Annotated in this window: 21 protein-coding genes and 1 pseudogene; 18 read left to right on the forward strand and 4 right to left on the reverse strand. The window is 48.5% G+C overall.

Annotated elements, in window-relative coordinates:
* Window positions 1–74: 74 nt before the first annotated feature.
* Window positions 75–1,490, reverse strand: coding sequence for a DUF3078 domain-containing protein (locus K2G41_RS08430; RefSeq protein ID WP_300117260.1), 1,416 nt, complete (start codon window positions 1,488–1,490; stop codon window positions 75–77).
* Between the two features lie 281 nt (window positions 1,491–1,771).
* Window positions 1,772–3,178, reverse strand: a complete 1,407-nt coding sequence (locus K2G41_RS08435) for an outer membrane protein transport protein (protein WP_300117262.1) — start codon at window positions 3,176–3,178, stop codon at window positions 1,772–1,774.
* Window positions 3,179–3,582: 404 nt separating this feature from the next.
* Between K2G41_RS08435 and K2G41_RS08440 the strand changes: the two genes are divergently transcribed.
* The 12 genes from K2G41_RS08440 (at window position 3,583) to K2G41_RS08495 (ending at window position 18,011) form a co-directional block, all read left to right on the forward strand.
* Window positions 3,583–3,945 carry a hypothetical protein gene (locus K2G41_RS08440; RefSeq protein WP_300117264.1) on the forward strand — a complete coding sequence of 121 codons (363 nt, stop codon included), beginning with the start codon at window positions 3,583–3,585 and terminating at the stop codon, window positions 3,943–3,945.
* A 190-nt stretch (window positions 3,946–4,135) separates the two neighbouring features.
* The gene (locus K2G41_RS08445; protein ID WP_300117266.1) at window positions 4,136–4,579 is read left to right on the forward strand and encodes a SufE family protein; all 444 of its coding nucleotides are present in this window, start codon (window positions 4,136–4,138) and stop codon (window positions 4,577–4,579) included.
* 19 nt (window positions 4,580–4,598) lie between these two features.
* On the forward strand, window positions 4,599–5,360 hold the full coding sequence (gene trmB, locus K2G41_RS08450; RefSeq protein WP_300117268.1) for a tRNA (guanosine(46)-N7)-methyltransferase TrmB: 762 nt from the start codon (window positions 4,599–4,601) through the stop codon (window positions 5,358–5,360).
* 73 nt (window positions 5,361–5,433) lie between these two features.
* Complete coding sequence (locus K2G41_RS08455) at window positions 5,434–6,531, forward strand: Mrp/NBP35 family ATP-binding protein (protein ID WP_300117270.1); 1,098 nt, start codon at window positions 5,434–5,436, stop codon at window positions 6,529–6,531.
* 216 nt (window positions 6,532–6,747) lie between these two features.
* The gene (locus K2G41_RS08460) at window positions 6,748–9,033 is read left to right on the forward strand and encodes a helix-turn-helix domain-containing protein (protein ID WP_300117272.1); all 2,286 of its coding nucleotides are present in this window, start codon (window positions 6,748–6,750) and stop codon (window positions 9,031–9,033) included.
* Between the two features lie 94 nt (window positions 9,034–9,127).
* Window positions 9,128–10,576 carry a DUF1593 domain-containing protein gene (locus tag K2G41_RS08465; protein ID WP_300117274.1) on the forward strand — a complete coding sequence of 483 codons (1,449 nt, stop codon included), beginning with the start codon at window positions 9,128–9,130 and terminating at the stop codon, window positions 10,574–10,576.
* A 10-nt stretch (window positions 10,577–10,586) separates the two neighbouring features.
* Window positions 10,587–11,939 (forward strand): nucleoside hydrolase-like domain-containing protein, encoded by a 1,353-nt coding sequence (locus tag K2G41_RS08470; RefSeq protein ID WP_300117276.1) that lies wholly within the window; start codon window positions 10,587–10,589, stop codon window positions 11,937–11,939.
* A gap of 222 nt (window positions 11,940–12,161) precedes the next feature.
* On the forward strand, window positions 12,162–12,986 hold the full coding sequence (locus tag K2G41_RS08475) for a transketolase (protein ID WP_300117278.1): 825 nt from the start codon (window positions 12,162–12,164) through the stop codon (window positions 12,984–12,986).
* A 6-nt stretch (window positions 12,987–12,992) separates the two neighbouring features.
* A complete protein-coding gene (locus K2G41_RS08480) occupies window positions 12,993–13,919 on the forward strand; it encodes a transketolase C-terminal domain-containing protein (RefSeq protein ID WP_300117280.1) in 927 nt (308 codons plus the stop codon).
* Window positions 13,920–13,972: 53 nt separating this feature from the next.
* Window positions 13,973–15,457 (forward strand): glycerol kinase, encoded by a 1,485-nt coding sequence (locus tag K2G41_RS08485; protein ID WP_300117282.1) that lies wholly within the window; start codon window positions 13,973–13,975, stop codon window positions 15,455–15,457.
* A gap of 71 nt (window positions 15,458–15,528) precedes the next feature.
* A complete protein-coding gene (locus K2G41_RS08490; protein WP_300117284.1) occupies window positions 15,529–16,959 on the forward strand; it encodes a fucose isomerase in 1,431 nt (476 codons plus the stop codon).
* Between the two features lie 29 nt (window positions 16,960–16,988).
* The gene (locus K2G41_RS08495; RefSeq protein WP_300117286.1) at window positions 16,989–18,011 is read left to right on the forward strand and encodes a GRP family sugar transporter; all 1,023 of its coding nucleotides are present in this window, start codon (window positions 16,989–16,991) and stop codon (window positions 18,009–18,011) included.
* A 139-nt stretch (window positions 18,012–18,150) separates the two neighbouring features.
* Here K2G41_RS08495 and ribB read toward each other — a convergent pair.
* Both ribB and panB read right to left on the reverse strand, forming a co-directional pair.
* A pseudogene (gene ribB / locus K2G41_RS08500) lies at window positions 18,151–18,759 on the reverse strand (3,4-dihydroxy-2-butanone-4-phosphate synthase); the annotation flags it as partial.
* A 32-nt stretch (window positions 18,760–18,791) separates the two neighbouring features.
* The gene (gene panB / locus K2G41_RS08505; protein WP_300117288.1) at window positions 18,792–19,613 is read right to left on the reverse strand and encodes a 3-methyl-2-oxobutanoate hydroxymethyltransferase; all 822 of its coding nucleotides are present in this window, start codon (window positions 19,611–19,613) and stop codon (window positions 18,792–18,794) included.
* Between the two features lie 292 nt (window positions 19,614–19,905).
* Between panB and K2G41_RS08510 the strand changes: the two genes are divergently transcribed.
* From K2G41_RS08510 to K2G41_RS08535, 6 genes are all read left to right on the forward strand, one after another.
* Entirely contained in the window at window positions 19,906–20,340 is a 435-nt protein-coding gene (locus K2G41_RS08510; protein ID WP_300117290.1) for an HIT family protein, read from the forward strand.
* A gap of 169 nt (window positions 20,341–20,509) precedes the next feature.
* The gene (locus tag K2G41_RS08515; protein ID WP_300117292.1) at window positions 20,510–22,330 is read left to right on the forward strand and encodes a Na/Pi cotransporter family protein; all 1,821 of its coding nucleotides are present in this window, start codon (window positions 20,510–20,512) and stop codon (window positions 22,328–22,330) included.
* Between the two features lie 68 nt (window positions 22,331–22,398).
* Complete coding sequence (locus K2G41_RS08520) at window positions 22,399–23,796, forward strand: TIGR00341 family protein (RefSeq protein WP_300117294.1); 1,398 nt, start codon at window positions 22,399–22,401, stop codon at window positions 23,794–23,796.
* Window positions 23,793–25,145: a glycosyltransferase gene (locus K2G41_RS08525; RefSeq protein WP_300117296.1), complete on the forward strand. Its 1,353-nt coding sequence runs from the start codon at window positions 23,793–23,795 to the stop codon at window positions 25,143–25,145. Before K2G41_RS08520 ends, K2G41_RS08525 begins: the two co-directional genes overlap by 4 nt.
* Window positions 25,142–26,146: an NAD(P)-dependent oxidoreductase gene (locus K2G41_RS08530; protein WP_300117298.1), complete on the forward strand. Its 1,005-nt coding sequence runs from the start codon at window positions 25,142–25,144 to the stop codon at window positions 26,144–26,146. Before K2G41_RS08525 ends, K2G41_RS08530 begins: the two co-directional genes overlap by 4 nt.
* A gap of 13 nt (window positions 26,147–26,159) precedes the next feature.
* Window positions 26,160–26,438: a hypothetical protein gene (locus tag K2G41_RS08535; RefSeq protein ID WP_300117300.1), complete on the forward strand. Its 279-nt coding sequence runs from the start codon at window positions 26,160–26,162 to the stop codon at window positions 26,436–26,438.
* Window position 26,439: the final 1 nt, after the last annotated feature.

The following is a 26,439-nucleotide window of genomic DNA, read 5'->3' on the forward strand; positions in this document are numbered from 1 at the left end:
CTAAGGAGTAGGCTTATCTGTTGGCAGAACAAGGTAGGGGAGAGGATATAAGGGTTCAGACGATATCGCCGTGTTTAGATCGAGGAGAATTTGTAGGCGAAACCGAATGACAGTATCTCTTTGAGCTGAAGTTTATGCCAGTCTTCATTCTCGGTAGCAGGGGTGGTTGTGTCGTAACGCAGGTGGACATAGATCTGTGTCGAGAGGAAGCGGTTGATGTTGAATGAGAGGGTGTTTTCCCAGTCGCCGTAGGCATACTCATAGTTCGTGAAGACAAAGAGACGCGAACGGAGATTTATATTTTCGGTGAGCACCCAGTAAAGTTTGGCCTCGGCATTGGAACCATACTGACTGACGGTCTTGCGTCCCTCTTTTATTCCGTAGGAAGTCTCGTTCATGCGGTGGTTGATACATGTCTTCATGTTCCATGAGAACGGAGAGATCGAGGCATCGAGGGTGAATGTCTTTTTGGGGTTTGCGTAGTTGTACGTCATACCGACGCCGACGTTAAGTTCGCCGGGCGACATGAAAGCACCTTTCAGGTCTCTTGTGTTGGGTTTGTAGTTGTTGAGGAACTGGGTCTTGAATGAGACGTTGGTTGAATAGTACCAGTATTTCGACGCTTTGTAACCGGCAAGAAGATTCCACTGGAAGAGGTCCTCGGACACTGAATAGTTGCGCAGAGAGTCATTTGGCGCGTCGTTCATGCCGAGTTTATACTGGAAGGTGGTCTCGAAAAGAAAATTTTTGTGGAAGGCAGGATTGAGCTTGACATTGTAGAAGAGATTGACAAGCGCATTTATGTTGTTATTACCGCCCTGATACCAGTTGGGAGACACGTATGCCTGAGAGAACTGTATGGAGCTTGTGAAGGTTCTCAGCCAGTGTCGGCGGTTGAACTGTACCTCCATCTGCTGTTTAGGTGCTTCCTTAACCGGAAGTTCAGCGATTACAATTTTTGCAGTTTCGGGATCGACCTTAGCCTCGTATTTACGCGGGGCTTCGGGAAGTTTGGACTCATCGAAACGGACATACTCAGGAAGGTTCACAAAGAACGATTGTTTGGCACGACGCACGAGATTATTATGATAATTGTCCGTTACAAGCCAGCCATACACGGGATCATTGAGCGATATGCCTGAATCGTTCAGAGGAAGATGTATGGAGTCAAGCAGCTGGAACGAATCGAACACTACGGGACGGAAATAATAGTCCGGCAGGGCTGTCGTCGGGACATACATGGTGTTGAGAAGGCTGTCGGTCGGTAGAGGCCATATAATGGAGTCAACCGCTTCCTTATTTCCAAGTGGATATGTGGACACAAGATTGACCTGATCGATCAAATCTACAACATCAAGTGTATCTGGAAGTTGGTAATTGTAGATCTCCGAGCGATTAGAGGATGTTCCGAAGAAAGAACTTGTCTGACCGAGGATCTGTGAGAAGCCTAAAACAGTCAGAAATAAACCTGATAGAAATGTCCTTACCATAATGATTGATGAATCCTTGGAATGAATAAACATGTCCGGAGCCGGACAACCGATAACCTAAAATGTTATAATGTGCAAAATTAAAGAAAAAATCACTTAGTAGCAAAAATTAGACCGTATTCGCAACAAAAATAAAGAGAATGATCATTTAGGAATGTTGGAACGATATCAAAAAAGACACGCGTCTGTTTTATGGCAGACGCGTGTCGGACAAAAGATGGAGAAAAGTTTTGGTCATGAACGGATATTATCATCCATCTTTATTAATTACTACGGCATATTTAGAAGCTATAGCTTAATCCTATTGAAGGAATGAAAGCATGAAGCTTGTAGTCGGCGGTAAACTTACCGGTGGTGCTGAACCCGAACTGGTCAATTGCCTGAGAGGGGAGACCGGCAGCCTGAAGTTTTCCGATCATGGTAGCTCCGAGGAGATCGGAATATTCGCACGAAGCATTATCTACGCCTAATCCGGCCACATACATGAATGCAAGATCAATCGAAAGCGATGGGATAGGGCGGAATGACAGACCGACGGTCGGTTCGATCTTGGTCATGCCCGGAGTCTCAGGGTTATAGTAATTCTTGTTGACAGGCGACGTGTCTATCATTAGTCCGAGACGTGCATCGAAACGATCCGTCACCGCATATTGTCCACCGATCGAATAGCACCATGAATTTTTGTATTTCTTGGTGATGTTCTGATTGTAAGGGGTAAGTTGTTCGGCAAGAAATTCGATATCGAGACGCTTATATGCATGCCATCCCGTAAGTCGGGCATCAAAAGCGAGGGTAAGACGGTCAACCGGTTTGTAGGCGATGCCGAGACCCATCACCCACGGACAGGGCATTTCAGCCGTGAAATTGGCTTCGTTTATTAGGTCGAGGCTTTCACCGAGAATTCCCTGCGCGATTTGATTGGCATACTTTACGTAGGCGTCTCCGGCTTTTACTTTCATAGCCATTTTTGAGCGGTAAGAAGCACCGACTGTGAGCTGATCGGTGATGTTGTACATCGCGCCGACGTTGAAGCCGACCACCATGTCCGCTTTTCCGTTAAGATTTACCGAGGCTGGGGTAGTGTTACCGAAAGCCGGTGTCCCCTGAGGGAGCTGTCCGAGGGTGGTGAGTGTTGTGATGGCCTTGTCCATCGTCGAAGCTGTCACGAGTCCCTTGTTCAGATCCACCGTACCCCATGAGATCATGGCACCTGCTCCAATGGAGAACTTCGGTGTGATTGCCCATGAGAGCGTAGGTTGGATGGTGAACACTTTCAGGCTTACATTCTGATTGAGCACTGCACCGGGCCAGTTGTCTGTCCAGTTGATCGATGATCCGTAGGGAGTGTAGAATGAGATACCTCCTTTGAGGTTATCGTATATAGAGAAAGCTCCGTTGACATTTATCGGAGTAGCGATACCGTTGTCGGTTTTGTACTCAACTCCATCGACAGTGGCTGTGCAGGTTGGCATTATGCCTGTGACAGCTCCTGAAAGGTCAAGTGTCTTATCCATATAAGCCATACCGGCCGGGTTGAAGAACATGCTTTCAGCACCGAGCTTGAGGGCGATACCGGTGTGTCCCATACCGATCTGTTTTGCGGATAATGAATTGATCTGGTAGCCTTCGGCTAAAGCTGTATTGCCAATAGTTGCAATTGCAATAGCCGAGATAATGAATTTCTTCATAGATAAATAGGTTAGTGAGAGTTGGCAGAGTGATCTGTTATATCAACAGGAGGTCTCTGCCTGAAATTTTTAATATTTGTAGAAATTGTCGGCAAAGGTAGAGTTAAACCATGACATCCCCAATATAATACACACTTTTTAACGAAAAAATTTGACTAAAAGTCAGATTATTTGGTCTAAAACACATGGGGAATAGTAGGCGAAAATTGTAGATTAAACTCTTTAATAGCTATAATTCAGAAGGATATGATTGCAGCATACTGTCCATTTTACGGTATCTGTAAGCGATCCGGCCGGATGCTTCTTAAATATACACGTATGCAAAATAATAACAGTCTGTATAATTTGTAAAATCAATGAATTTCAGCTATATTTGTAACATAAATCACATAATCTTCCGCCACATGAACTCTTCCTCTGCTACATTTATCAATCCACTGACTGACTTTGGTTTCAAATACCTTTTGCCTAAAGTATTTATGAATGATCCGGTATTTCGCCGGTTAGGGGAAGTGGCAAAAGTTGCTGCTTTAACAGATAATGAACGGGAGGCTTATGATAAGTCTCTTAAAGTCTATCGTGACAGCTATGCTATCGCCGAGACAGAACGTGCTGAGGGTCGGGAAGAGGGCCGTGCGGAAGGTCGTGTGGAAGGTCGTGCGGAAGAAAAGCTGTCAAACGCCCGTAATCTGAAGAAATTAGGGATTCCGATAGACATTATTGCGAAAGGGGTGGGTCTGTCTGAATCTGAAATCGCGTCCTTGTGATGCGCGTTTAAACATTGCGGGGAATTATTTTTTTCATTATAATAAAGGGTTATGATGAAATCATCGTGACCTAATTTTATGGAATCACGGCAGAATTTTGTATCTTTGCGTGTTTTCAAGTGTAGGTAGGTAATGTGTACTCCAAGAAGTACGAGCCTGCCGCAGTAATAAGTACGAAAAAATTACAGCTATGACCATTGATCAGATACAGAACGACATTGTCGATGAGTTCTCTGAAGTCGATGACTGGATGGATCGTTATGCCATGATAATCGACCTCGGTAATAATCTTCCTGAGATAGATGAAAAATATAAGACTCCGGATCACCTGATCGAAGGGTGTCAGAGTCGTGTATGGCTCAACGCAGAGCTCTCAGAGGATGGAAAGGTACACTATACCGCCGACTCTGATGCTATAATTGTCAAAGGTATCATTTCGCTTCTCATACAGGTGCTCAACGATCAGACGCCCGATGATATCCTCAAATCAGACCTTCATTTCATTGATGAGATAGGTCTGTCTGAACACCTCTCGCCCACTCGTTCCAACGGCCTTCTTGCCATGGTGAAGCAGATGCGTCTCTACGCTCTTGCCTTTCAGGCTAAGCAGAACAAGGCCAGTCAGGAAAATTAAAACCGATTACTGTTGAATAATGGGAAAAAACAAACTTAAAAAGTTTGCTGAGATGGAGACGCTCGCTTGCGTCCATCAATACCCGCAATCTGCGCTTGACGGTGAATGCCCCTTGCGTGGAAAGTGGGGGAGTGAAGTGTTCGGCAATTCCAATCCGATAGTTCTTGAACTCGGTTGTGGCAAGGGTGAATATGCAGTCGGGATGGGAAAACTTTATCCTGACCGTAATTTCATTGGGATCGATATAAAGGGTGCACGTATGTGGACAGGAGCCAAGGAGGTGGATCAACTCGGACTCACCAACGTGGCATTCCTGCGCACATCCATCCATCTCCTTCCACATTTTTTCGCTCCCGGCGAAGTGTCGGAGATATGGATTACCTTCCCTGATCCGCAGATGAAGAAGGTAAACAAGCGACTGACTGGCACTCACTTCCTTGACATCTACCGTCAGGTCCTCGCTCCCGGTGGCATCATACACCTCAAGACCGACAGTCCCTTCCTGTTTGCCTACACAACGGCTATGCTTGAGCACAATTCAATAACGCCGCTTCATGCCACGGCTGATCTCTACAACTCTCCGCTTGACGCAGTCGTACCTCCGATCAGGACATATTACGAGCAGCAGTGGCTCGGACGCGGAATACCGAGTAAATATATCGCATGGCGATTACCCTCCGATGAAGTCGCGCTTAGTGAACCTGACGTAGAGATCGAACTGGACACTTACCGCTCGTTTGGACGCGGCATTCTCCAGTCAACCCCTGAATATCAGAACTAACTCTCCATAGCAACAACCCCGAAGCAATATTGCCCGTGGTTGAAACCATCACCAGATCAAATTTACAAAACTAATGCAGCTATATCCCTCACTTATAACAGACGCGCTCAACACTGTCCGCTATCCCGGCAACGGAAAGACTCTCATTGAGGCCGGAATGGTCGAGGACGACATCCGCATCGACGGTGACAGCGTCAGCTTTTCGCTCATATTCGATAAACCGACCGATCCGTTCATCAAGTCAATGAAAAGAGCGGCAGAAACAGCGATCCATACCTACATATCTCCTGACGTAAAGGTGACAGTCAACGTTGTCTCTCATCAGCCTGCTCCTCTCAAGCCAACCCCTGTACTCCCCGGAGTGAAAAATATCATCGGAGTATCGTCAGGCAAGGGCGGTGTCGGCAAATCCACCGTGGCATCTAATCTTGCCGTGGCTCTGGCAGCCGAAGGCTATAAGGTTGGACTTCTCGATGCTGATATCTTCGGACCGTCCATGCCCAAGATGTTCGGTATTGAGGATGAGCAGCTTTACATCCACGATGTCGATGGCCGTCAGCTTATCATACCTGTTGAACGCTATGGAGTTAAGCTCCTTTCGATCGGTTTCGTCGTAGATAAGGAAAAGGCAGTCCTTTGGCGCGGTTCGATGGCCTCCAATGCTCTCAAACAGCTCATCACTGATGCAGACTGGGGTGAACTCGACTACTTTGTCATTGACATGCCTCCCGGTACGAGCGACATTCATCTCACCCTCGTGCAGACTCTTCCGATCACAGGCGTTGTGGTAGTTACTACCCCTCAGGAAGTCGCACTTGCCGATGCCCGCAAGGGTATAGCCATGTTCAAGGAAGATAAGGTCAATGTGCCTATACTCGGTCTTGTAGAGAATATGGCCTACTTTACTCCGGCAGAGCATCCGGACGAACGTTACTATATTTTCGGTAAGGAAGGAGGAATCCGTCTTGCCGAGAAACTCGGTGTGCGGCTCCTCGCCCAGATTCCTCTTGTAGCCTCGATAGCCGATTGCGGTGATGCCGGTAAGCCTGTGGCTCTTACGGAGGGAATTACGGCACATGCGTTCGCACACCTTGCTCATGAAGTCATTGATGCTGTCGCAGAGCGCAACCGTGAGCTTCCTCCGACACAGAAGGTCGAGCTCAAACACTGAGCATTTTCCTCGTGATCACCGGGCATCTTGCTCCGGTTAAGCTCATCGCACGTTAATTTTTGACTTTTCATTTCTGACTGAGATTCCAATGAATAAGTGTCATTCACGGGAGGGTCACGTAACCCTTCTGCGGATGACATTTTTTCAAATTAGAGTAATTAGTCAATGTGAATCTCAACAAAGGCGTAAAATGATAACAATTAAATGATCTTGAGAATGTATAGATTGATTCTGATCCTGATCCTTATTGTGGGGAATGGTTCGGAATGGATGCGGATATCTGCAACCGTAAAATCTTTTTCAACTGCTGATGGAATGTCGCATGACCGGATCGTGGGTCTATGTCAGGATGACAGGGGTGTGGTATGGATCTGTACGTGGTATGGGATTGATCGTTACGACGGCTATGGATTCAAATCCTTCCATCCTCAGGGTAAGCAGGATACCTATAGTCGTTTTAAGAAAGCTTTTTTTCGTAATGACAGTATATTCGTCAGCACTGTAAACGGTCGGAATCTTGTGTTTTCACTTGCTTCGCTCACATACGGGACTTATGACGGCCCATTGCCGGACAAAAATCAGCGTTGCAGCGTTAATCTCATTGACAGTGATGGAAATGAATGGGACGCTACATACGAAGGAGTGACACTTACTAAACGCCTGTCTGATAATTATCATCTGCTGACAAATCCGGCCTATCCTTTCGTACGTGCTCTTTACGAGGATTCGCAGGGTAGGCTGTGGGTGGCATGGTGCGGTAATCAGGATGCCGGAATGTCGGATGGAGAAGTTATTGTATATGACTCCAATGGACATCCTACAGGATTGAAATTTGAGGGGAAGGTTGTATATTCTATCAATGAAGACAAGGATCATAATGTGTGGCTTGGGACACGTCAGAATGGCCTCTCGATTTTGAGGCCTTCGGGTGAAAATGAGTTTACGGTGTATGATTATTATCACGATGATAACCCCAATTCTTTATCATGCAATAGAATATTTGATATTTTGCAGGATTCATACGGACGGATATGGATTGCGACGCTTGGAGGAGGTGTCAATTTAGTTGAAAAAGGCTATGATGTCGCGGATCTCTCGTTTTCCGTGCCGGAAGAGTATCCGTTGGCGACCAATCCACGAGTGCGGTCCATTGAGGAATGTGAGGGGCTACTACTCATAGCTACTGATAACGGGCTTATCAAGACCAAGCTAAAATCCATGGGAGATAATCACAGATGGATTTTTCAATCGGTAACAATGGAAGTTGATGCGGATGGACCGGCAGAGGAACTCATACATATAATAAAGACTGAGAGAGGGAAAATCCTGATTTCCTCTTTCGGGAGGGGGATATGGGAGTATCAGATTGATAAATCGGCTTTCCGTCACGTGGCTGCTGATGACATCGCTTACAAACAACCTGTATTTTCTGCTCTTCCGCAAGGCAGGGACTCGCTGTGGGTTGTTTCCCGCAGTAATCTGCTGCTGTATGATAAAAGCGGGAAGAATTTTATCACTCCGGTTAATCATGCCTATACAATGCTTGAGACGAAACCGCTGAAAGACAGCAGTGGGCGGAACTGGTTTGCAACAAATGACGGGCTACTTTGTATTGAAAATCCTCTGGAAACCTCACGGATCGATGAAGGTCGTAGCCCTGCAGTTATATTTACGGAATTAGTACATGACCAAACAGAATCGTCCCGAAGTCTATCCTATACCGATTCCATAGTAACCATCATTCCGTCTCAACGAAATTCAACGCTTCTGTTCTCGTCACTTGATTACGGAAATTCCGACAGGATCAGATATTACTGGAGGATTGCTGAAAAAGATACAACATGGAGGGAGACGAGTCACGGACATTCATTATCCTTAGGAGAGATTCCACCGGGAAAATGGACGATGGAAATCAGATCGACCGATGCGTCTGGACAATTACTTGATAATTCCGGTCGATTGCATCTTGATTTCGAGGCTTATTGGTATGAAAGGCAGGCTGTCAGGGTGGCAATTTATGCATTGATCGGTCTTTTTGTCCTTTTTGTCCTATGGCTTCTCATTAAATACCGACGTTTGCAGACCATATACTCCAAGCTTCTCGATAGTCAGCCGGTCGCAGTGGTGAGTGCCGCTATGACGGAGATCAAGGATACGGAAGAATTGACCGATGCCGACAGGGAATTCATTGATACGATAAACATGAAACTCGAAAGTGGGCTTAGTGACACAGATTTTTCCATTGATGATCTTGTAGGATCATTAGGGATGAGTCGTTCGGTATTCTACAGGAAACTTAAATCCATAGTGGGGCAATCACCTTCGGAGTACATAAATCAGTATCGCCTTCAAAGAGCAGCGGCAATGTTGCGTGCAGACGATAGTAAGGCCATATCGACGGTTGCGTATGAATGTGGCTTTTCTTCTCCCCAATATTTCAGTAACCTTTTCCGTAAACGTTATCAGATGACACCCAATGAGTGGAGAAAAAATGGACGATGACCTGATTTTACACTTATAAGAATAGCATTTACAATTCTAAGATTATGTTAATCTGTAATTTTGCCTCATCATAAAACCGTAGTTAAAAAATATCATGAGGTTAAAATCATTATTAATTCTGGTCTTTGGAACCATCAGTTCCAATTACTCGTTGTCCTTGGCTGCCGAGGCACAAAATGAGCTTCCGCGTGTGATAGTCCTGACAGATGCGGAGACGGATGACCGTTGTTCGATGGTTCATTTCCTACTTCATTCAAATGACATGCAGGTGGATGGTATAGTCCAGACCAACTCATGCTTTCAGCGTAAAGGCTGGAGTCATGAGCCGTGGCTGAAGGAAATGATCGATGCTTACTCGAAAGTATATCCCAACCTTAAAGTTCATGATCCTTCATATCCGACACCGGAATATCTGTTGTCGCGTGTATATGTCGGCGATGAGGATCCTGATCATATCATGCTTGGAGGCGGAGCATGCAAGCAGTTGCTACCCGGTGCTGAGCCCATAATAGATCCTTCACAATGGCCGGATACGCCCGGATCTGACCGTATAGTCGAAGTGCTTCTGGAGAATGATCCGCGACCTGTCTTTATCCAGTGCTGGGGCGGAGGTAACACTGCAGCGAAAGCATTCGATAAGCTTAAAGAGAAATATCCGGATGATTATGACCGTGCGATACGCAAGGTGGTTCTTTATTGTATATGGTATCAGGATGCTGCCGGTCCGTACATAGAAAAGTATCATCCGTCGGCAACAATATTGCTTAACCATCATTTCAGCGGGAGCTGGGATTACGGGACAATGACAAATTCGACAGAGTTTGTGGATAAATACATGCATAATGGGAAGAATCCTCTCGGCGATCTATATACCCAGCCTTACATAAGCGAGGGTGATACACCTGCTTTCCTTTATTCTCTTGATAATGGTCTGCGTTCCTATGAGCATCCTACCTTCGGAGGATGGGGTGGACGTTTCTATAAGGTCAGAGGAACAGAAAATGTGTATCGTGATACCGGATTCGGGGAATTACGCGAATGGATTGAGCCTGCAATGCATGATTTTCAGGCAAGATTGGAATGGTGTGTCACCCCTGAATACGCCAAGGCCAATCATAAACCGGAAATTAGTGTCCCGATGGGCCTTGACCACACCGTATGTAGCGGTGACACCGTAAGGTTGAAAGCCAATATTAACGATCCGGATCAGTTTGATGTCGAGGCTACATGGAAATTGCGTGGCGACATGTGGTCGCAGAAAGGAATCACGAAGGAATTTGTCGCAGCCAATCCAGACCGATTCCACACTCCGTGGCGGTGTGCGTGGTATCAATATCCTTCAGGTTCTTACAAGGACTACGTCGATCTGCAAATAGGATCCGAAAGGAAAGCCGATATGTGGTTTGTAGCACCTGAAGTGGATGAGCCGCAGACAATACATATCATTCTTGAAGCATACGATATGTCCGTACCGCGTCTCACATCCTACGCACGCTATATAGTCACTGTTGAGCCACGTAAGGCATCCACTTTATCAAAATAATATTCAGGTCATGAAATGTTTATCTCTACTATTGTTTGCTGTGGTGCTGTCTGCTTGCATGCGGATGGATGCGCGTGACGCGACCGTTACCGAAAGACCCCGTATTCTCGTAAGCACTGACATAGGTGGTACTGATCCTGACGATAATCAGTCCATGATCCATCTGCTGATGTATGCCAATGAATTTGATATCGAGGGTCTCGTTTCCTCCCCATCTTTCGGTGAAGGTTCGAAAGAGGAAATATTTCGTATGATATCGCTTTACGAACAGGACCGTCCATCGCTCGTCAAAGGGCTTAGGAACAGCTTCGGCGACAGTCACGGGACATATCCGTCTCCTGAATATCTGACTTCAATCGTGAAACAAGGTCATAAAGGGAGTGCCCCGTTGTGTGGCTATGATGGATCGACCGAGGGTTCGGAATGGATAGTGAAATGTGCGCGCCGCGCCGATCAGCGTCCGCTGTGGATTCTTGTATGGGGTGCACTTGAGGATGTCGCACAGGCTCTCCATGATGCTCCGGATATTTCCGAGAAGATCCGTATCTACTGGATAGGTGGTCCGAATAAGAAGTGGGGTTGCAATGCCTATAATTACATAGTTGAGAATTTTCCTTCGCTATGGTTCATAGAAAACAATGCCACTTATCGCGGATTTATCGGCTCAACTTCGGATACATCAATCTATCAAAAAGGATTTTGGCCGACATTTATGGAGCACGCCGGTGCGATGGGTGACGATTTCGTGAATTATTATGGAGGTATGGTAAAGATGGGCGACACACCCTCGCTGCTCTATCTGATGAAGGGAGATCCGGAGCGACCATCCTCTAATCATTGGGGCGGCCGTTTTGAAGTCATGAATTATACGCCGCGTTATATCATTACCGGACCCTTATCTGCTTCGGACACTGTCCCATGTTATTCTCTCCTTGAGTGGCGGCTCAATGGACCGCAGATTGAGCTTGCGCCAGACTCAGTGTGCTTTTCACTGACAATAGACCGGCAGAATTGGCCCGGATACTACGCCGGAGACGGAATTTATGTGGTCAGATACGCACCGAAAGCACCTGCTACACTTGGCTATACGGTGAATTCTGATATTGTAGGTTTCCCGATTCATGAAGGTACGTTTACCGTTGGTAAGAAATGGCCGGCCATTGGAGATTACAGTTCCGGTAATCCTAATATTGTTGCAAATCACATCCCGTTGGGAAAAGTAGATGAGGATGGCAGGTATATGTCAACATGGTTCACCGATATTCAGGACTATTCCTCCGCTTGGCAAGGTAGTTCCACTATATCCGGATGCCGGAATGATATCATGAAAGATTGGAGCGTACGTTTTCAATGGCTAAAATGAGTGATGGAGGCTTCCGGTGTTAAGTGATCGGTTAAATGGCCGGTTTATTGCCTCATATCTAACAATTACGATATAAACTTATTGTAATATTCCATAAATCTTCACCAAGATGGATGTAGTTTTAAAACTTTTGTGTAACTTCGCAGTGTTGACTCCTCGAAGAAGTTCCAAGTGTGATCCAACAACAACAATCATCATCAGCTAACTACCTTAAAATAGAATATGAATAATCATGAATTAACTAAACAGGCAGAAATCAACCGTAAGAGACTGCTTGAAATTGTTTACAGTGCGAAAGCCGGGCACATTGGAGGCGACCTTTCATGCCTCAACATGCTCACTGCGTTATATTTCGACATTCTTAACGTTGATCCGGCCAATCCGGAAGATCCTGACCGCGACCGATTCATCCTCAGCAAGGGTCACTGTGTCGAGGCTCTTTACGTGACTCTTGAAGCCAAGGGTTACTATGGACGCGAACTGACGGATACTCTCGGAAAATTCGGTTCGATCCTTTCGGGGCATCCCACCATCGAAGTTCCCGGTATCGAGGTCTCGTCCGGTGCTCTCGGACATGGTCTGTCCATCGGTGTGGGAATGGCCATCGCGGCCAAGAAGGACGGAAAGAGTTACAAGACATACGTCCTTATGGGTGATGGCGAACAGGGTGAAGGCTCTATCTACGAGGCAGCTATGGCCGGAAATCAATATAAACTCGATAATCTTGTGGCCATAATCGACCGCAACCATCTTCAGATCAGCGGTAACACCGAAGATGTGATGGCCTTGGAGGATATCACCGCCCGTTGGTCGGCCTTCGGTTGGGACGTAAAGACTGTCAACGGAGACGACATCTGTGCTATTGTCGAAACACTGAAGGGTATCGATTTCAATAACGGTAAGCCCCATCTCATTATTTCAGAAACCACCAAAGGCAAGGGTGTGTCGTTCATGGAGAATGTGGCCAAATGGCATCATGGAGTTCCCAATGAGGAGCAGTATGCCACAGCCATCAATGAGATCGAATGTCGAATCAACGAACTTTAATGAATTATGAAAGCCTGTAGAAAAGCGTTTACAGAAACTTTGCTTGAACTCGCACGCAAAGATAAAGATATTATCGCGGTGACCACCGATGCCCGCGGATCAGTTACTCTCGGTGATTTTGCCAAGGAACTTCCTGACCAGTTTGTCGAATGCGGTATTGCCGAGCAGAATGCCGTCGGTATCTCTGCCGGACTTGCCATGTGCGGCAAGAAAGCATACGTCTGCGGTCCTGCCTGCTTCTATGTTGCGCGCAGTCTTGAGCAGGTCAAGGTCGATGTGGCCTATAATCGCACCAACGTCAAGATTCTCGGTGTCAGCGGCGGTGTCGCTTACGGTGCGCTCGGTGCTACTCACCATAGCCTCCACGACATTGCAGCTCTCCGCACATTCCCCGGCATGAACGTCGTGCTTCCGTGTGATGCACGCCAGACCCGCCGACTCGTGGAGATGCTCGTCAACCGTCCCGAACCGGTCTATGTGCGTGTCGGTCGTGCGGATGTGCCTGACGTGTATGAGAACGATGATTTCAGCTTTGAGTTCGGCAAGGCCAATATGCTCCTCGACGGTACAGACCTTACTATCATCGCAACAGGTGAGACCGTCTATCATGCCTATCATGCCGGTCTGCGTCTGCGTGAACAAGGTATAAATGCCCGTGTGCTCGATATGGCTTTCGTCAAACCTCTCGACACTGAAGCAGTGCTCAAAGCCGCAGCTGAGACAGGAAAAATCATCACCGTTGAGGAACACAGCCGTTACGGCGGTCTCGGAGGTGCAGTCGTGGAAACGATCGCTGAAAATCCTGTGCCGGTTAAGATCATAGGTATTCCTGACGAAGATGTGATCCACGGTAATTCCAAAGAGATTTTCGCTCACTATGGCATGGATGCCGATGGCATTGTCAGGACAGCATTGGAATTTCTCAAGAACTGACACTCCGTAGCAGTCATGGCTAATGCTTAACAATAAATACCTTACAATATATCATGAAACATAAAATTATAGCGATTGACCAGAGTACGTCGGCCACGAAAGCGATGCTTTTTTCAGACGAGTGCAAGTTACTCGACCGACTCAACATAGAGCACCACCAATATTATCCCCGCCACGGATGGGTGGAGCATGATCCGACCGAGATCTACGATAATACCGTCAAGGCCATCACCATGCTCATGGAATCAGTCGGTAAGGAAGATGACTGCGAATATTCGCTTGCCATAACTAACCAGCGCGAGACGGTCGTGGTGTGGAACCGCGTGACAGGCGAGCCGGTACATAATGCCGTCGTGTGGCAGTGCCAGCGCGGAGCGGGGTTGTGCAATCAACTCAAAAAAGCCGGTCACGAGCCTGTAGTGAGAGCCAAGAGTGGTCTGATGATCGATCCTTATTTCTCAGCTACGGGTGTGAAATGGATTCTTGACAATGTCGATGGAGCGGCTGAACTCGCCGCCAAGGGTGACCTGCTCATGGGCACTATCGAGTCATGGCTTATATGGAAACTCACCGGAGGTAAGACCCACGCCTGTGATTACACGAATGCATCGCGTACACTGCTTTTCAATATCCACACGCTCAACTGGGACAGTGAACTGCTTGATATTTTCGGCATACCTGCCTCGATGCTTCCCGAAGCCAAACCATCGGACTCCGTGTTCGGTGAGACGACAATCGAAGGGCTCTTCGACAGTCCTATCCCTATCGCGGGTGCGATCGGTGACTCCCACGGTGCCTTGGTAGGGCAGATGTGTTTTAAATCCGGTATGGGTAAGGCTACTTATGGCACGGGATCTTCCGTGATGGTCAATATCGGTACGGATGCACTCAATCCGCCAGCCGGGCTTGTCACTTCCATCGGTTTTGCCGCACTCGGTAAGGTCCACTATGCTTTCGAGGGCAACATCCACTGCACGGGAGCTACTATCAAATGGCTTACCGATAAACTTGAACTGATCAATTCACCCTCTGAGGTAGAGCGGTTTGCCCTTAGCGTTCCCGACACCGGAGGCGTGTATTTCGTGCCGGCTTTTGCCGGTCTCGGTGCTCCTTGGTGGAATTCGGAAGCCAAGGCGGCGATTGTCGGCATGACGCTTGCCACCGGCAAGGGACATGTCTGTCGTGCGGCTCTCGATGCCATAGCCTACCAGATCAAGGATCTGGTGGATACCATGACCTCAGGCAATGATGTCAGCCTCTCGGAACTGCGCGTGGATGGTGGACCGACCAAGAATAACTATCTCATGCAGTTTCAGGCCGATATGCTCGGTGTGGCGGTGAACCGTGCCGACATCGAGGAAGCCTCTGCTTACGGAGCTGTGCTTATGAACTGTCTGGCCCGCGGCGTATGGACCTCTCTCGATGAGGTAGCCGCCCTGCGCACGCACAATGATCTGATCATACCCGCTTCAGAAGCTGAAAAGAATGCAGCCCTTTATGCCGGCTGGTGCAAGGCTGTCAAGCTCATCAATCAGTAAGCCGGTTCGTTCAGACAAAAACAAAGAATTTCTTATCTTATTATTTAATAACCAAACAAAAAACTGTTGCAATGAAAAAAGATGCAATCAACGGTAAAGAGACTTTCGGTGTCATCATCGGAACTCGTGCCTATTTTAATTCTGACCTCGCAATTGATGTCCGCAAGACCCTTCTTTCAGATCTCGAAAAGGCCGGTTATGGCTATGTGATCCTTGATCCGTCCGACACTCCTACCGACGGCTCTATGGAAACTCTTGAGGACGGTAAGAAATGTGCCGAACTCTTCCGCAAATATCGTGACGAGATCGACGGTATTATCGTATCGCTCCCCAACTTCGGTTTTGAAATCGGTATCATCAACGCTATCAGCCGCGCTGATCTCAATGTCCCTGTGCTCGTTCAGGCTTGTGACGATGAGAATGACAAGGTGGATCTCGACAGCCGTCGTGATGCCTTCTGCGGTAAGATTTCGGTGTGCAACAACCTCTACCAGTACGGTATTCCTTTCACCGATACAACTCTCCACACATATTCTATCCACAGCCCGCTGCTCATGCAGGACATCAACCGTTTCGCCGCTATCTGCCGCGTGGTCAAGAAGCTCACTCACTGCCGTATCGGTCAGATCGGTACCCGTCCTCTCGGCTTCAACACCTGCCGTTTCAGCGAGAAGCTCCTTCAGGCAAGCGGTATCACGGTAGTGCCCGTGGATCTCAGCGAGATTCTTGAAAACGCACGCCGTATTTCCGACGATGATCCCCGTCTCGTCGAGAAGATGGCTGCTATTTCGTCATACGCCACTGTTCCGGAGAATTACCGCGAGAAACTTCCTCTTCAGGCCAAGTTCGGTCTCGCTGTCGAGGACTGGATCAAGGCCAACGAGATCGATGCATGTGCCATCCAGTGCTGGGACTCTCTCGAACAGAACTACGGTTGCGCAGCCTGCGTGACAATGAGTATGCTCAGCGACAAGCTTCTTCCCTGCGCATGTGAGACTGACGTTGCCGGTGCGGTGTCCATGTATGCCCTCTCACTCGCTGCCAAGGAAGCCTCTACGCTTCTTGACTGGAACAATAACTTTGCCGAGGATCGTAACTGCTGCGTATGTACACACTGCGGTAATGCACCCAAGAGCTTCATGAAGGATGATCTCAAGCTCGGTCCTCTCGGTGTGCTCGGACGTACACTCGGTAAGATCAACACTTTCGGTGCCGTATATGGCAAGGCTGCTCCCGGCGACTTCACTTTCTTCCGCATTTCGACTGACGATACCCTCGGTGAGATCAAGGCATATCTCGGCAAGGGTGAGATCACAGCCGATCCCTACGGAATGGATGGCTGTATCGCTGTTACGAAGGTCGATAACCTCCAGCCCCTCATGAAGTTCATCTGCAAGAACGGTTTCGAGCACCATGTAGCGATGGTGAGAACCGATGTTGTCGATATCCTGAAGGAAGCCATCGAGACTTATCTCGGCTGGAATCTCTATGTGCATGAATAAGTCCCGACATCTTCAATACGACTTGTCAAATGGTACTTGTTCATAACTATGTCCTCGCCATCATCTGCTGCTGCATCTGCTGCATCTGCTGGGGCTCGTGGGCCAATACCCAGAAGCTTGTTTCCACTCCCAAGTGGAGCTTCGAGCTTTACTACTGGGACTTCACGATCGGTGTCTTTCTGACGGCCGCTCTCGCAGCCCTGACTCTCGGCAGCATGGGGCCGGCGGACGACGGACGAAACTTCCTGAACGATCTCGCTAATCTCGACTGGAGCAGTGCGGGATGTGCGATGCTCGGCGGAGCGGTGTGGAATTTTGCCAATATCTTCCTGACCGCAGCCATTGCTATCGCCGGTATGTCTGTCGGTTTCCCCATAGGCGGAGGTCTCGGCTGGATCGGCGGCATCATCTTCAACTACCTTCTGGTCATCATTGCCGGACAGGCTTATCCGGGCAATCAAGGCCTGCTGTGGACCGGCGTTGCCATCATAATCATCGCCATCTATCTGTGTGCCAAGGCTTACGGTAACCTATCGACCGTCCGTAAGCAGACTCCAACCAAGGGTATAGTCCTCGCCGTAATTTCCGGTATCGGTCTTGTGTTCTTCTACGGTCTCGTGGTCAAGTCGCTTGATCCCATGTATGTCAGTGGAGGCACAGGCTCTCTTACCCCTTACACCGGAGTGTTCTTCTTCGCTCTCGGTGTGCTCATCACCACTCCTATTTTCAATACTTTCGTCATGCGTCATCCCTTCGAGGGCAGCAAGACTTCTTTCAAGGATTACCTTGCGGGCAGTTCACGCACACACCTCATCGGTATCCTTGGCGGATTCATCTGGATGGGCGGTATGGTGATCAGTTTCATGGGTACGAGCGCGGCCAATCCCGCCATTTCCTACGCGCTTAGCAACGCCGCGCCTATCGTGGCCATGATATGGGGTGTCTGGGTATGGAAGGAGTTCAAGGGTGCACCCAAAGGCACTTATCCACTCATCGCAGCCATGTTCCTGCTCTTCATTGCAGGACTTGTCCTCATCACTCTTTCAAACTGATGACTGATCCTACCGGCCATCTTGGCAGGTAAGGGTTTACAATAATGCGGATCGCCGCTTCCATCATTCTTAATGAACGGAAGCGGCGATCATTGTATCCTGATAGGACTGTTCTGGATGATCAGATTGAGTTCTTGGTACGGTAATCGATCAATTCGGCTATCGAGATCAGTTTAAGTCCCCAGCGGTCAGCCATTTCGCGCAGCTGAGGCAGACGGGCCATTGTACCGTCACTGTTCATCACCTCTATCAGTGCGGCGGCAGGGTTCAGTCCGGCAAGGCGGGCGAGGTCAATGGCCGCCTCTGTGTGGCCGTTGCGTCCCAGAACTCCGTCATCATGGGCATAGAGCGGATTGATGTGACCGGGACGTCCGAAAGTCTCCGGGACAGAGCAAGGATCGGCCAATGCCCGTATGGTGGCTGCGCGGTCATGTGCGCTTACGCCGGTGGTGCATCCTTCAAGTTTATCCACAGTGACCGTGAATGGAGTTCCGAGAAGTGATGTGTTGTCGGCGACCTGCGGATCGAGACGCAGATCCTTACACCGCGAGCGGGTGATGGGAGCGCAGAGGACTCCGCGTGCATTCATGAGCATGAAATTGACCTGTTCAGGTGTGATCTTTTCGGCGGCGATGATGAGGTCACCCTCGTTTTCACGATCCTCGTCATCGACAACGATCACGAATTTACCGTCGCGGATATCAGCGATAGCTTCCTCTACAGTGTCAAGCTTAATAGATTCCGGCATAATATGGTTGTGGTTGATGTTGTTGGAATGGATTAATATTGCTCGTGTTCGTTGGGGAAATCGGAGCTCTTGACATCTTTTATATAGTTGCCCACAGCGTCTTCGATGATTGTGCCGAGATCGGCATATCGGCGGAGGAAGCGCGGTGAAAATCCTTTGTTGATACCGAGCATGTCCTGCATCACGAGTACCTGTCCGTCGCAACCGTTGCCTGCGCCGATGCCGATGGTAGGGATCGAAAGACTTTCGGATACCTTTTTCGCAAGATCGGCGGGAATCTTTTCGAGTACTACGGCAAAACATCCGGCTTTTTCAAGAAGCTTGGCATCCTCCATCAGCTTGGCAGCTTCGGCCTCATCGCGGGCACGCACATTGTATGTGCCGAATTTATTGATGCTCTGCGGAGTGAGACCAAGATGACCCATCACCGGGATTCCGGCGGAGATAATGCGTTCGATCGATTCGATGATCTCAGAACCGCCCTCAATTTTTACGGCTTCGGCATTGCTTTCCTTCATGATTCGGATAGCCGAAGCAAGGGCTTCCTTGGAATTACCCTGATATGTTCCGAAAGGCATGTCGCAGACAACGAGGGCACGCTTCACACCGCGGGTGACACACTGGGCGTGGTATATCATCTGATCAAGCGTAATGGGGAGTGTCGTCGCATAGCCTGCCATGACGTTTGCAGCAGAATCGCCGACAAGTATGGCATCCATTCCGGCCTCGTCGATGAGTTTGGCCATAGAATAATCGTAGGCGGTGATCATGGCGATTTTCTCACCCTTTGCTTTCATTTCCATAAGGCGACGGGTGGTCACCTTACGGGGATCTTCAACAGTGTATGTTGACATTATGGATTAAATTAAGTGTAACTTTAAACTTATGAATTATGAAAATCCGGCCTTAATTCTACATTTGGCCGGACAAAGGTATTAAGTTTATTTCAATAATTCAAAATTCATAGACGGTCATGCAAGTCTTGGATTACCGGACGAAGTTTTGGAATATCATCGACAATGTCATAAACTCTCCGTGAAAGGTTTGGTTACCATCAGTTAATTTGCTATTTTTGCGGGGCATATACAGAAAAATGTATGCCCCACAGAGATAAATAATCTATCAACCAAGAAAATACTTGTAAAAATGAAAAGTGATCCCAAAGACTGCCTCTATTGCACCAACAATGAGACTCTCCACAATCTTATGATTGAAATTGCGAAGCTTGATGTTTCGCGCGTATTCCTTTTTAAGGAGCAGACCTATCATGGCCGCTGTCTCGTGGCTTACGACGGTCATGTCAACGATCTCTTCGAACTTTCGGATGAGGAGCGCAACGCCTTCATGAAGGATGTTACCCGTGTCACTCGTGCTATGGATAAGGTGTTCCACCCCGAAAAGATCAATTATGGAGCATATAGCGACAAACTTTCGCACCTCCATTTCCATCTTGCCCCCAAGTATGTGGATGGTCCTGACTACGGCGGCACTTTCCGCATGAATCCCGGTGAGGTATATCTCTCAGACGAGGAATATGCAGATATGGTTGCCAAGATGCAGGAGGCACTGAAGGAAAATTAAAAAAACATAAGCATCGCGGGCGAAAACCCCTGCCATGCATGTCCGCGAAAAAATCACGGAGAAATTTTAAACAGATTTTAAAATTTCTCTGTATATTTGCATCGGAGAAATCGGGTTTTTCTCATCTTCACCCGGTTCTCTCCGATTTTTTACGTTTATACCCTTCAAGATGACTTACAGCTTCCTTGACCTACTCTGCCTGTTGGGCTCAGTAGCCATGTTCCTCTACGGAATGAAAGTAATGAGTGAAGGCCTTCAGAAGGCTGCCGGCGACCGTTTGCGCAACATCCTCTCGGCCATGACTCGTAACCGATTCACCGGTATGCTCACCGGTATAGTCATCACAGCTCTGATTCAGAGTTCATCGGCATCAACCGTGATGGTGGTCAGCTTTGTGAATGCGGGTCTCATGACTCTGGCGCAGTCCATGGCTGTCATTTTCGGTGCGAACGTCGGCACGACCTTTACGGCGTGGATCATCGCATTGTTCGGTTTCAAGGTCGATACTTCCGCTTTCATTCTTCCGCTCATCGCCTGTGCCGTCCCGCTTCTCTTTGCAAGCGCAAGCCGCAAAAAATCCATTGGCGAATTCCTCATAGGTTTCGCCCTCATGTTCATGGGATTGGATCTTATCAGTGATTATGTCCCTGATCTGCAGAGCAATCCTGAGATGTTTGCCTTCCTCGAACGATATGCGTCGATGGGCTTTGCATCTGTGCTTCTCTTCGTGTTGGTCGGTGTGATCCTGACGGCTATAATCCAGTCATCGGCTGCGACATTCGCTATAGTCCTTATCATGTGTACCAAGGGCTGGATCTCGTTTGACCTTGCCTGTGCCGTGGTGTTGGGCAGCAATATCGGTACCACCGTCACACCGCTTCTTGCCTCTATGAGCGGTAATGTGGCCGCAAAGCGAACGGCAATGGGTCACCTGCTGTTCAATTTGTTCGGCCTTGTTTGGACACTTGCAGTCTTCTATCCCTTTGTGAGATTGAATGTCAACATAACCGAATGGCTCGGACAAGGCAATCCGAACAGTATCTACAGTTATGTCAATGATCTTGAGGTGAACGATCCGCAGCTCTACAACAGTATTTTTGACAATAGTCTTCCCGCCGGTCATCCTGTATTGCTCAAGATAGCGCAGATGCAGTTCAGTGTGTCGTTCGGTCTGTCGATGTTCCATTCGGTGTTCAATCTCATCAACGGTGCCATCATGATCTGGCTGACAGGGGTCTATGTCAAGATAGTCGAGAAACTTGTGCCCGCCAAGCACACCGGAGACGAGGAATTCCAGCTCAAGTTTATCTCCGGCGGTCTCATGAGCGCATCCGAGCTCAATATAGCTCAGGCTGAGAAGGAGATTGTGGTATATGCCGAACGTGTGCAGCGGATGGTGGCCATGGCTCAGAACATAGTCCACACAAAGATCGGTGATGAATTTACCAAGCAATTCTCACGTCTTGAGAAATATGAGGAAATTTCTGACCGCATGGAGATCGAGATCGCCAATTATCTCAACCGCTGTTCGGAGGGCCGTCTGTCCAACGAGGGTAAGCACCGCATCGCCGCTATGCTCCGCATAGTCAGCGAGATCGAGAGTATTGCCGACTGCTGCTACGGAGTGGCTAAGATCCTCATCCGCAAGCAGGAGAGCCACGTTGATTTCAATGAGGAGATTTCAGAGAATATCGATTCGATGTTTATCGCTGTCGAGGCTGCCATGACAAACATGCTTCTGCTTCTCCGCCATTTCGAGACCGCTGATCAGGCCGACATCATCACCTCCTACAATCAGGAGCGCGAGATCAACAACAAGCGCAATCAGCTCCGTATGGCTAACGTCGAGAATATCAACGAGCATCATTACGAATATCAGGCCGGTATATATTACATGGACATCATCGGTTCGCTTGAAAAGGTCGGTGACTATATAATCAATGTGGTCGATGAGGTGAAGGATCAGTACCGCCAAAAGTCGGTGGGATGAACCTGAACAATCTATGTGGGCGGTCTTGACCGCATGATGTTGTGATATACTAACTATATGCAATGGCTATGGCATCGCTTAAAAACTATTTTGTACAGTATTTCTCGATGACCGATGATCTGCTTCCGCAAGCGGATGCGGAGAAAGCGATACGCGACGGCGTTTCTTTCAGGGGGACCAATCTTCTGATCCTTGTCCTTGCCATCTTCATCGCGTCCCTTGGCCTTAACACCAATTCAACAGCGGTGATCATCGGAGCGATGCTAATCTCTCCCCTCATGGGACCAATCATCGGATTGGGACTTGCCATAGGTGTGCAGGATTTTCAGCTTCTCAAACGCTGTCTGCGCAATCTGTTGATGGCTGCCGGATTCAGTATGCTCACATCGACCATTTACTTTCTCATATCCCCCGTGAGCGAAGGTCACAGTGAGCTCCTTGCCCGCACCTCCCCTACTATCTATGATGTGCTTATAGGATTTTTCGGCGGTGGTGCAGGTATTGTGGCCATAGGATCGAAGTCAAAAGGAAATGTGATCCCCGGAGTAGCGATAGCCACTGCCCTGATGCCTCCGCTCTGTACGGCCGGCTACGGACTTGCAACTCTTCAGATGAATTATCTGTTCGGAGCGACATATCTTTTCCTAATCAATTCGATCTACATTGCCCTCGCCACTTTTATCGGGGTGAAGCTGATGCACTACAAGCCAAATGTTGCCGTGTCGGAGAATACGGATCGGGCGCGCAGGGTTCGCCGGGTTGTCTATACGGTATCCATTCTCACGCTTCTCCCGTCGCTCTATCTAACCTATAATATGTTGAACCAGTCACGTTTTGAGGCAAATGCTGACAGATTCATCGCACAGCAGTTCAATTTTCCCGCCACTCAGGTGCTCAGCCGCAGTGCCACGATAGATCATGGTGAAAAAGTGATCACCGTCACTCTTATCGGAAAAGTCCTCCCCGCTGATTCCCTCCAGCTCGCCATGAGTTCCCAGCTGGCACATTATGGTCTGGAAGGCGCGCATCTCCACATCATTCAAGGTGATTCGCCCGACCTTTCAGAACTCAAGAACGGGCTTCCGAACATGAGTGACATTTATGAGTTTGCCCGTACGTCAATCTCGTCACAGCAGGTGACCATTGATTCGCTCAAGAGTATAATTGCCCTCAATCAGCTCGGTGATACGATTGCCGGACGTATAGCTCCTGAGATCAAGGTCGTGTTTCCTCAGGTGGAGGAACTGGCCGTCAGCCGTGCGGTTTTCGGCAATATCAACAATCAGTCGCTCGATACGGTCAACGTGGTACTCATCAAGTATGCTTCCGCTATGCCGGCCGCCAAGGAGCAGGAACTGCTCCGTTACCTTGAGGCTCGTATAGAACGCAAACCGCTGCATATCATAAATATAGGAAACCAAATAACATTTACAAAACAAAAAAGTCACAATAGAACAGAAAAATGAGTCCAACCGCTCACGAAACCACTTCGCCTGTCACAGCTCAGGAACTGCCGGCACTCCCCGATAACCTCAAAGGGAAGAAAGTAGTGCTCGTCAATCACTCCGACACTCTCGGAGGGGCGGCCGTCGTGACTTTCCGTCTGCTTCAGGCTCTGATACAGGCGGGCGTTGATGCCCGTATGGTAGTATATGCCAAAACTTCGCGCGAGGATCAGGTGGATGATGTCGGCACGCGTTTCCTGCGCGGAGTGTCGTTCATAGCCGAACGCCTGATGATCCTTCCGGCCGTAGGGTTCAACTATTCTAAGGTGTTCAAGGTCTCGACTGGATCATTTGCGTTAAATATCCATCATCATCCTTGGGTGAAAGAAGCCGATATCGTGTGCCTTAACTGGATCAATCAGGGGCTCTTGGGCATGAGAGGTATCCGCAAGCTTCACAAGCTGGGTAAGAAAATCGTCTGGACACAGCACGATATGTGGGCTATGACCGGTATATGTCATCATGCATACGAGTGTGAGAATTATCTCAAGGAGTGCGGTAACTGTCCCTTCCTAAGCAACGGGTACTCCAATGACCTCTCCCACAGAATATGGAAGAAAAAAAGGAAACTCTACACGGAAGTACCCATAAAATTTGTCACCGTCAGCAGTTGGCTTGAGAAGCTGGCCCGCAAATCCTCGCTTCTTCATGATCAGGACGTGCGAACTATCTACAATGCCTTTCCTGTGGATCAGTTCTATGTGACGCCGCCTCATACTCTTCCAAAGTACGAGACTCCCGGTAAGAAGAATCTGATTCTTTTCGGAGCGGCCCGTCTGGATGATCCAATCAAGGGACTCGACTATACGATAGATGCACTCAATTATATTTTCGATAACAATCCGGAGGTAGCCCTCAATACATGCGTATTCTTCTTCGGGTCGATAAAGAATCCGAAGGCACTGGACCGTCTGCGTTTCTCTCACCGCAACCTCGGACTCATCACTGACTTTAAGACCCTGCGCTATCTCTATTCGATAAGTAAAGTGGTGATCTCGACATCACTTTACGAGATCCTTCAGGGTACGCTGATCGAAGGTCAGGCCGGGGGAGCTTTACCGGTCACGTTCGGTATCGACGGGCGTGCGGACGTGGTGGAGCATCTCAAGACCGGTTACATAGCCAGATATAAAGATCCGAAAGATATCGCTGCAGGTATCATGTGGGCATTGAAGTCGGACATAACGCGTGAATCCCTCCATGAAGCTGTCAGGGATAAGTTTGCATCTGCGGCGATTGCTGAACAGTACATCGAGCTCTTCTCCGAGATGATGGACGGTGATGACAAGAATAAAACGAACGAAAAATGAAAGTTTTAATAGTCGGTGCAGGCGGTTTTATCGGCGGTTTTATTGCCCGCGAGGCTCTGTCGCGCGGATATGAGACATGGTGTGCGGTACGCGAGACCACATCGCGCCGCTATCTGACCGATCCTGCACTCAATTTCATAACTCTCGATTACGAGGACTCCGAAAAGCTGCGTGAAGGTCTCCAAGGCCATCACTGGGATTATATCGTCTATAATCTCGGTGCGACGAAATGTGTGAATTTCAGTGATTTCAATCATATCAATTTCACCTATCTCCGCAATTTCTGCGAGGCTCTCATAGCCAACGATCAGATTCCTGAACGCTTCCTGTACATTTCATCGCTTTCCGCCATAGGGCCGGGCGATGAAAAGACCTACGCGCCTCTCAACGGCTCAATGATACCCAACCCCAACACCCGCTACGGTGTGTCGAAAATCAAGGCCGAGACCCTTCTTCAGACTCTGCCGGCATCCTTCCCTTGGATCATCCTTCGTCCTACCGGAGTCTATGGCCCTCATGAACAGGATTATCTGATGATGATCAAGAGTATCGACGCTCATTTTGACTTCGGTGTGGGTTTCCGCCGCCAGATGCTGACGTTCATATACGTCGAGGATCTTGCATGTGCGATATTCGACGCCCTTGAGAAAGCACCTGTCCATAAGAAGTACATTATCTCCGAACCGCGGGCTTATTCTCAGGCCGAATTCCGCAAGATAGTGGCGAAGGAGCTGGGACGTAAACTCGTGATACCCGTGCGCCTTCCGCTTTGGGCACTGAAGATAGCCTGTCAGGTGTCCGAGAAGTATGGTGCGGCCAAACTTCAGGCCGTAACGCTGAACACGGACAAATACAAGATCATGGCACAGCGCAACTGGAACTGCGACATAAGCGATGCACAGCGTGACTTTGGTTTCAGTCCGCGCATAGATCTCGCGGAAGGAATAAGACGTACGGTCAGAGCCTACCGCAACACTCAGAACGACCGGAAGAATAAATAATAAGTAGAGAACCATGCCACAGAAAACACCGATCTGGATGACGCTGATCATCATAGTCTTTCTTCTCCCGGTATTCTCCTGTCCCTTCCTTATAGGGAATCTTCCGGCCGGCGATGAGGTTGCCAAGACTTTCGTGTGGATCTATCCTTTCTACATGGTCCTCTCGGCATGGCTGGCATGGAGCGCGTATCCGCGCCGTCCATACGTCTGCTGGATATTGCTTATACTGATGGCTCTGTCAACTATGGCTGTCTGGACGATAGTCCTGCATCCGATGGACGTTGTCTATTGAA

This window comes from Duncaniella sp., assembly GCF_029056165.1.
Lineage (GTDB): Bacteria > Bacteroidota > Bacteroidia > Bacteroidales > Muribaculaceae > Duncaniella.

Excerpts from the sequence above, each read along its gene's own strand:
- K2G41_RS08430 (WP_300117260.1), bottom strand. The coding sequence starts at position 1,490 with ATGGTAAGGACATTTCTATCAGGTTTATTTCTGACTGTTTTAGGCTTC.
- K2G41_RS08435 (WP_300117262.1), bottom strand. The coding sequence starts at position 3,178 with ATGAAGAAATTCATTATCTCGGCTATTGCAATTGCAACTATTGGCAAT.
- K2G41_RS08440 (WP_300117264.1), top strand. The coding sequence starts at position 3,583 with ATGAACTCTTCCTCTGCTACATTTATCAATCCACTGACTGACTTTGGT.
- K2G41_RS08445 (WP_300117266.1), top strand. The coding sequence starts at position 4,136 with ATGACCATTGATCAGATACAGAACGACATTGTCGATGAGTTCTCTGAA.
- trmB (WP_300117268.1), top strand. The coding sequence starts at position 4,599 with ATGGGAAAAAACAAACTTAAAAAGTTTGCTGAGATGGAGACGCTCGCT.
- K2G41_RS08455 (WP_300117270.1), top strand. The coding sequence starts at position 5,434 with ATGCAGCTATATCCCTCACTTATAACAGACGCGCTCAACACTGTCCGC.
- K2G41_RS08460 (WP_300117272.1), top strand. The coding sequence starts at position 6,748 with ATGTATAGATTGATTCTGATCCTGATCCTTATTGTGGGGAATGGTTCG.
- K2G41_RS08465 (WP_300117274.1), top strand. The coding sequence starts at position 9,128 with ATGAGGTTAAAATCATTATTAATTCTGGTCTTTGGAACCATCAGTTCC.
- K2G41_RS08470 (WP_300117276.1), top strand. The coding sequence starts at position 10,587 with ATGAAATGTTTATCTCTACTATTGTTTGCTGTGGTGCTGTCTGCTTGC.
- K2G41_RS08475 (WP_300117278.1), top strand. The coding sequence starts at position 12,162 with ATGAATAATCATGAATTAACTAAACAGGCAGAAATCAACCGTAAGAGA.
- K2G41_RS08480 (WP_300117280.1), top strand. The coding sequence starts at position 12,993 with ATGAAAGCCTGTAGAAAAGCGTTTACAGAAACTTTGCTTGAACTCGCA.
- K2G41_RS08485 (WP_300117282.1), top strand. The coding sequence starts at position 13,973 with ATGAAACATAAAATTATAGCGATTGACCAGAGTACGTCGGCCACGAAA.
- K2G41_RS08490 (WP_300117284.1), top strand. The coding sequence starts at position 15,529 with ATGAAAAAAGATGCAATCAACGGTAAAGAGACTTTCGGTGTCATCATC.
- K2G41_RS08495 (WP_300117286.1), top strand. The coding sequence starts at position 16,989 with ATGGTACTTGTTCATAACTATGTCCTCGCCATCATCTGCTGCTGCATC.
- panB (WP_300117288.1), bottom strand. The coding sequence starts at position 19,613 with ATGTCAACATACACTGTTGAAGATCCCCGTAAGGTGACCACCCGTCGC.
- K2G41_RS08510 (WP_300117290.1), top strand. The coding sequence starts at position 19,906 with ATGAAAAGTGATCCCAAAGACTGCCTCTATTGCACCAACAATGAGACT.
- K2G41_RS08515 (WP_300117292.1), top strand. The coding sequence starts at position 20,510 with ATGACTTACAGCTTCCTTGACCTACTCTGCCTGTTGGGCTCAGTAGCC.
- K2G41_RS08520 (WP_300117294.1), top strand. The coding sequence starts at position 22,399 with ATGGCATCGCTTAAAAACTATTTTGTACAGTATTTCTCGATGACCGAT.
- K2G41_RS08525 (WP_300117296.1), top strand. The coding sequence starts at position 23,793 with ATGAGTCCAACCGCTCACGAAACCACTTCGCCTGTCACAGCTCAGGAA.
- K2G41_RS08530 (WP_300117298.1), top strand. The coding sequence starts at position 25,142 with ATGAAAGTTTTAATAGTCGGTGCAGGCGGTTTTATCGGCGGTTTTATT.
- K2G41_RS08535 (WP_300117300.1), top strand. The coding sequence starts at position 26,160 with ATGCCACAGAAAACACCGATCTGGATGACGCTGATCATCATAGTCTTT.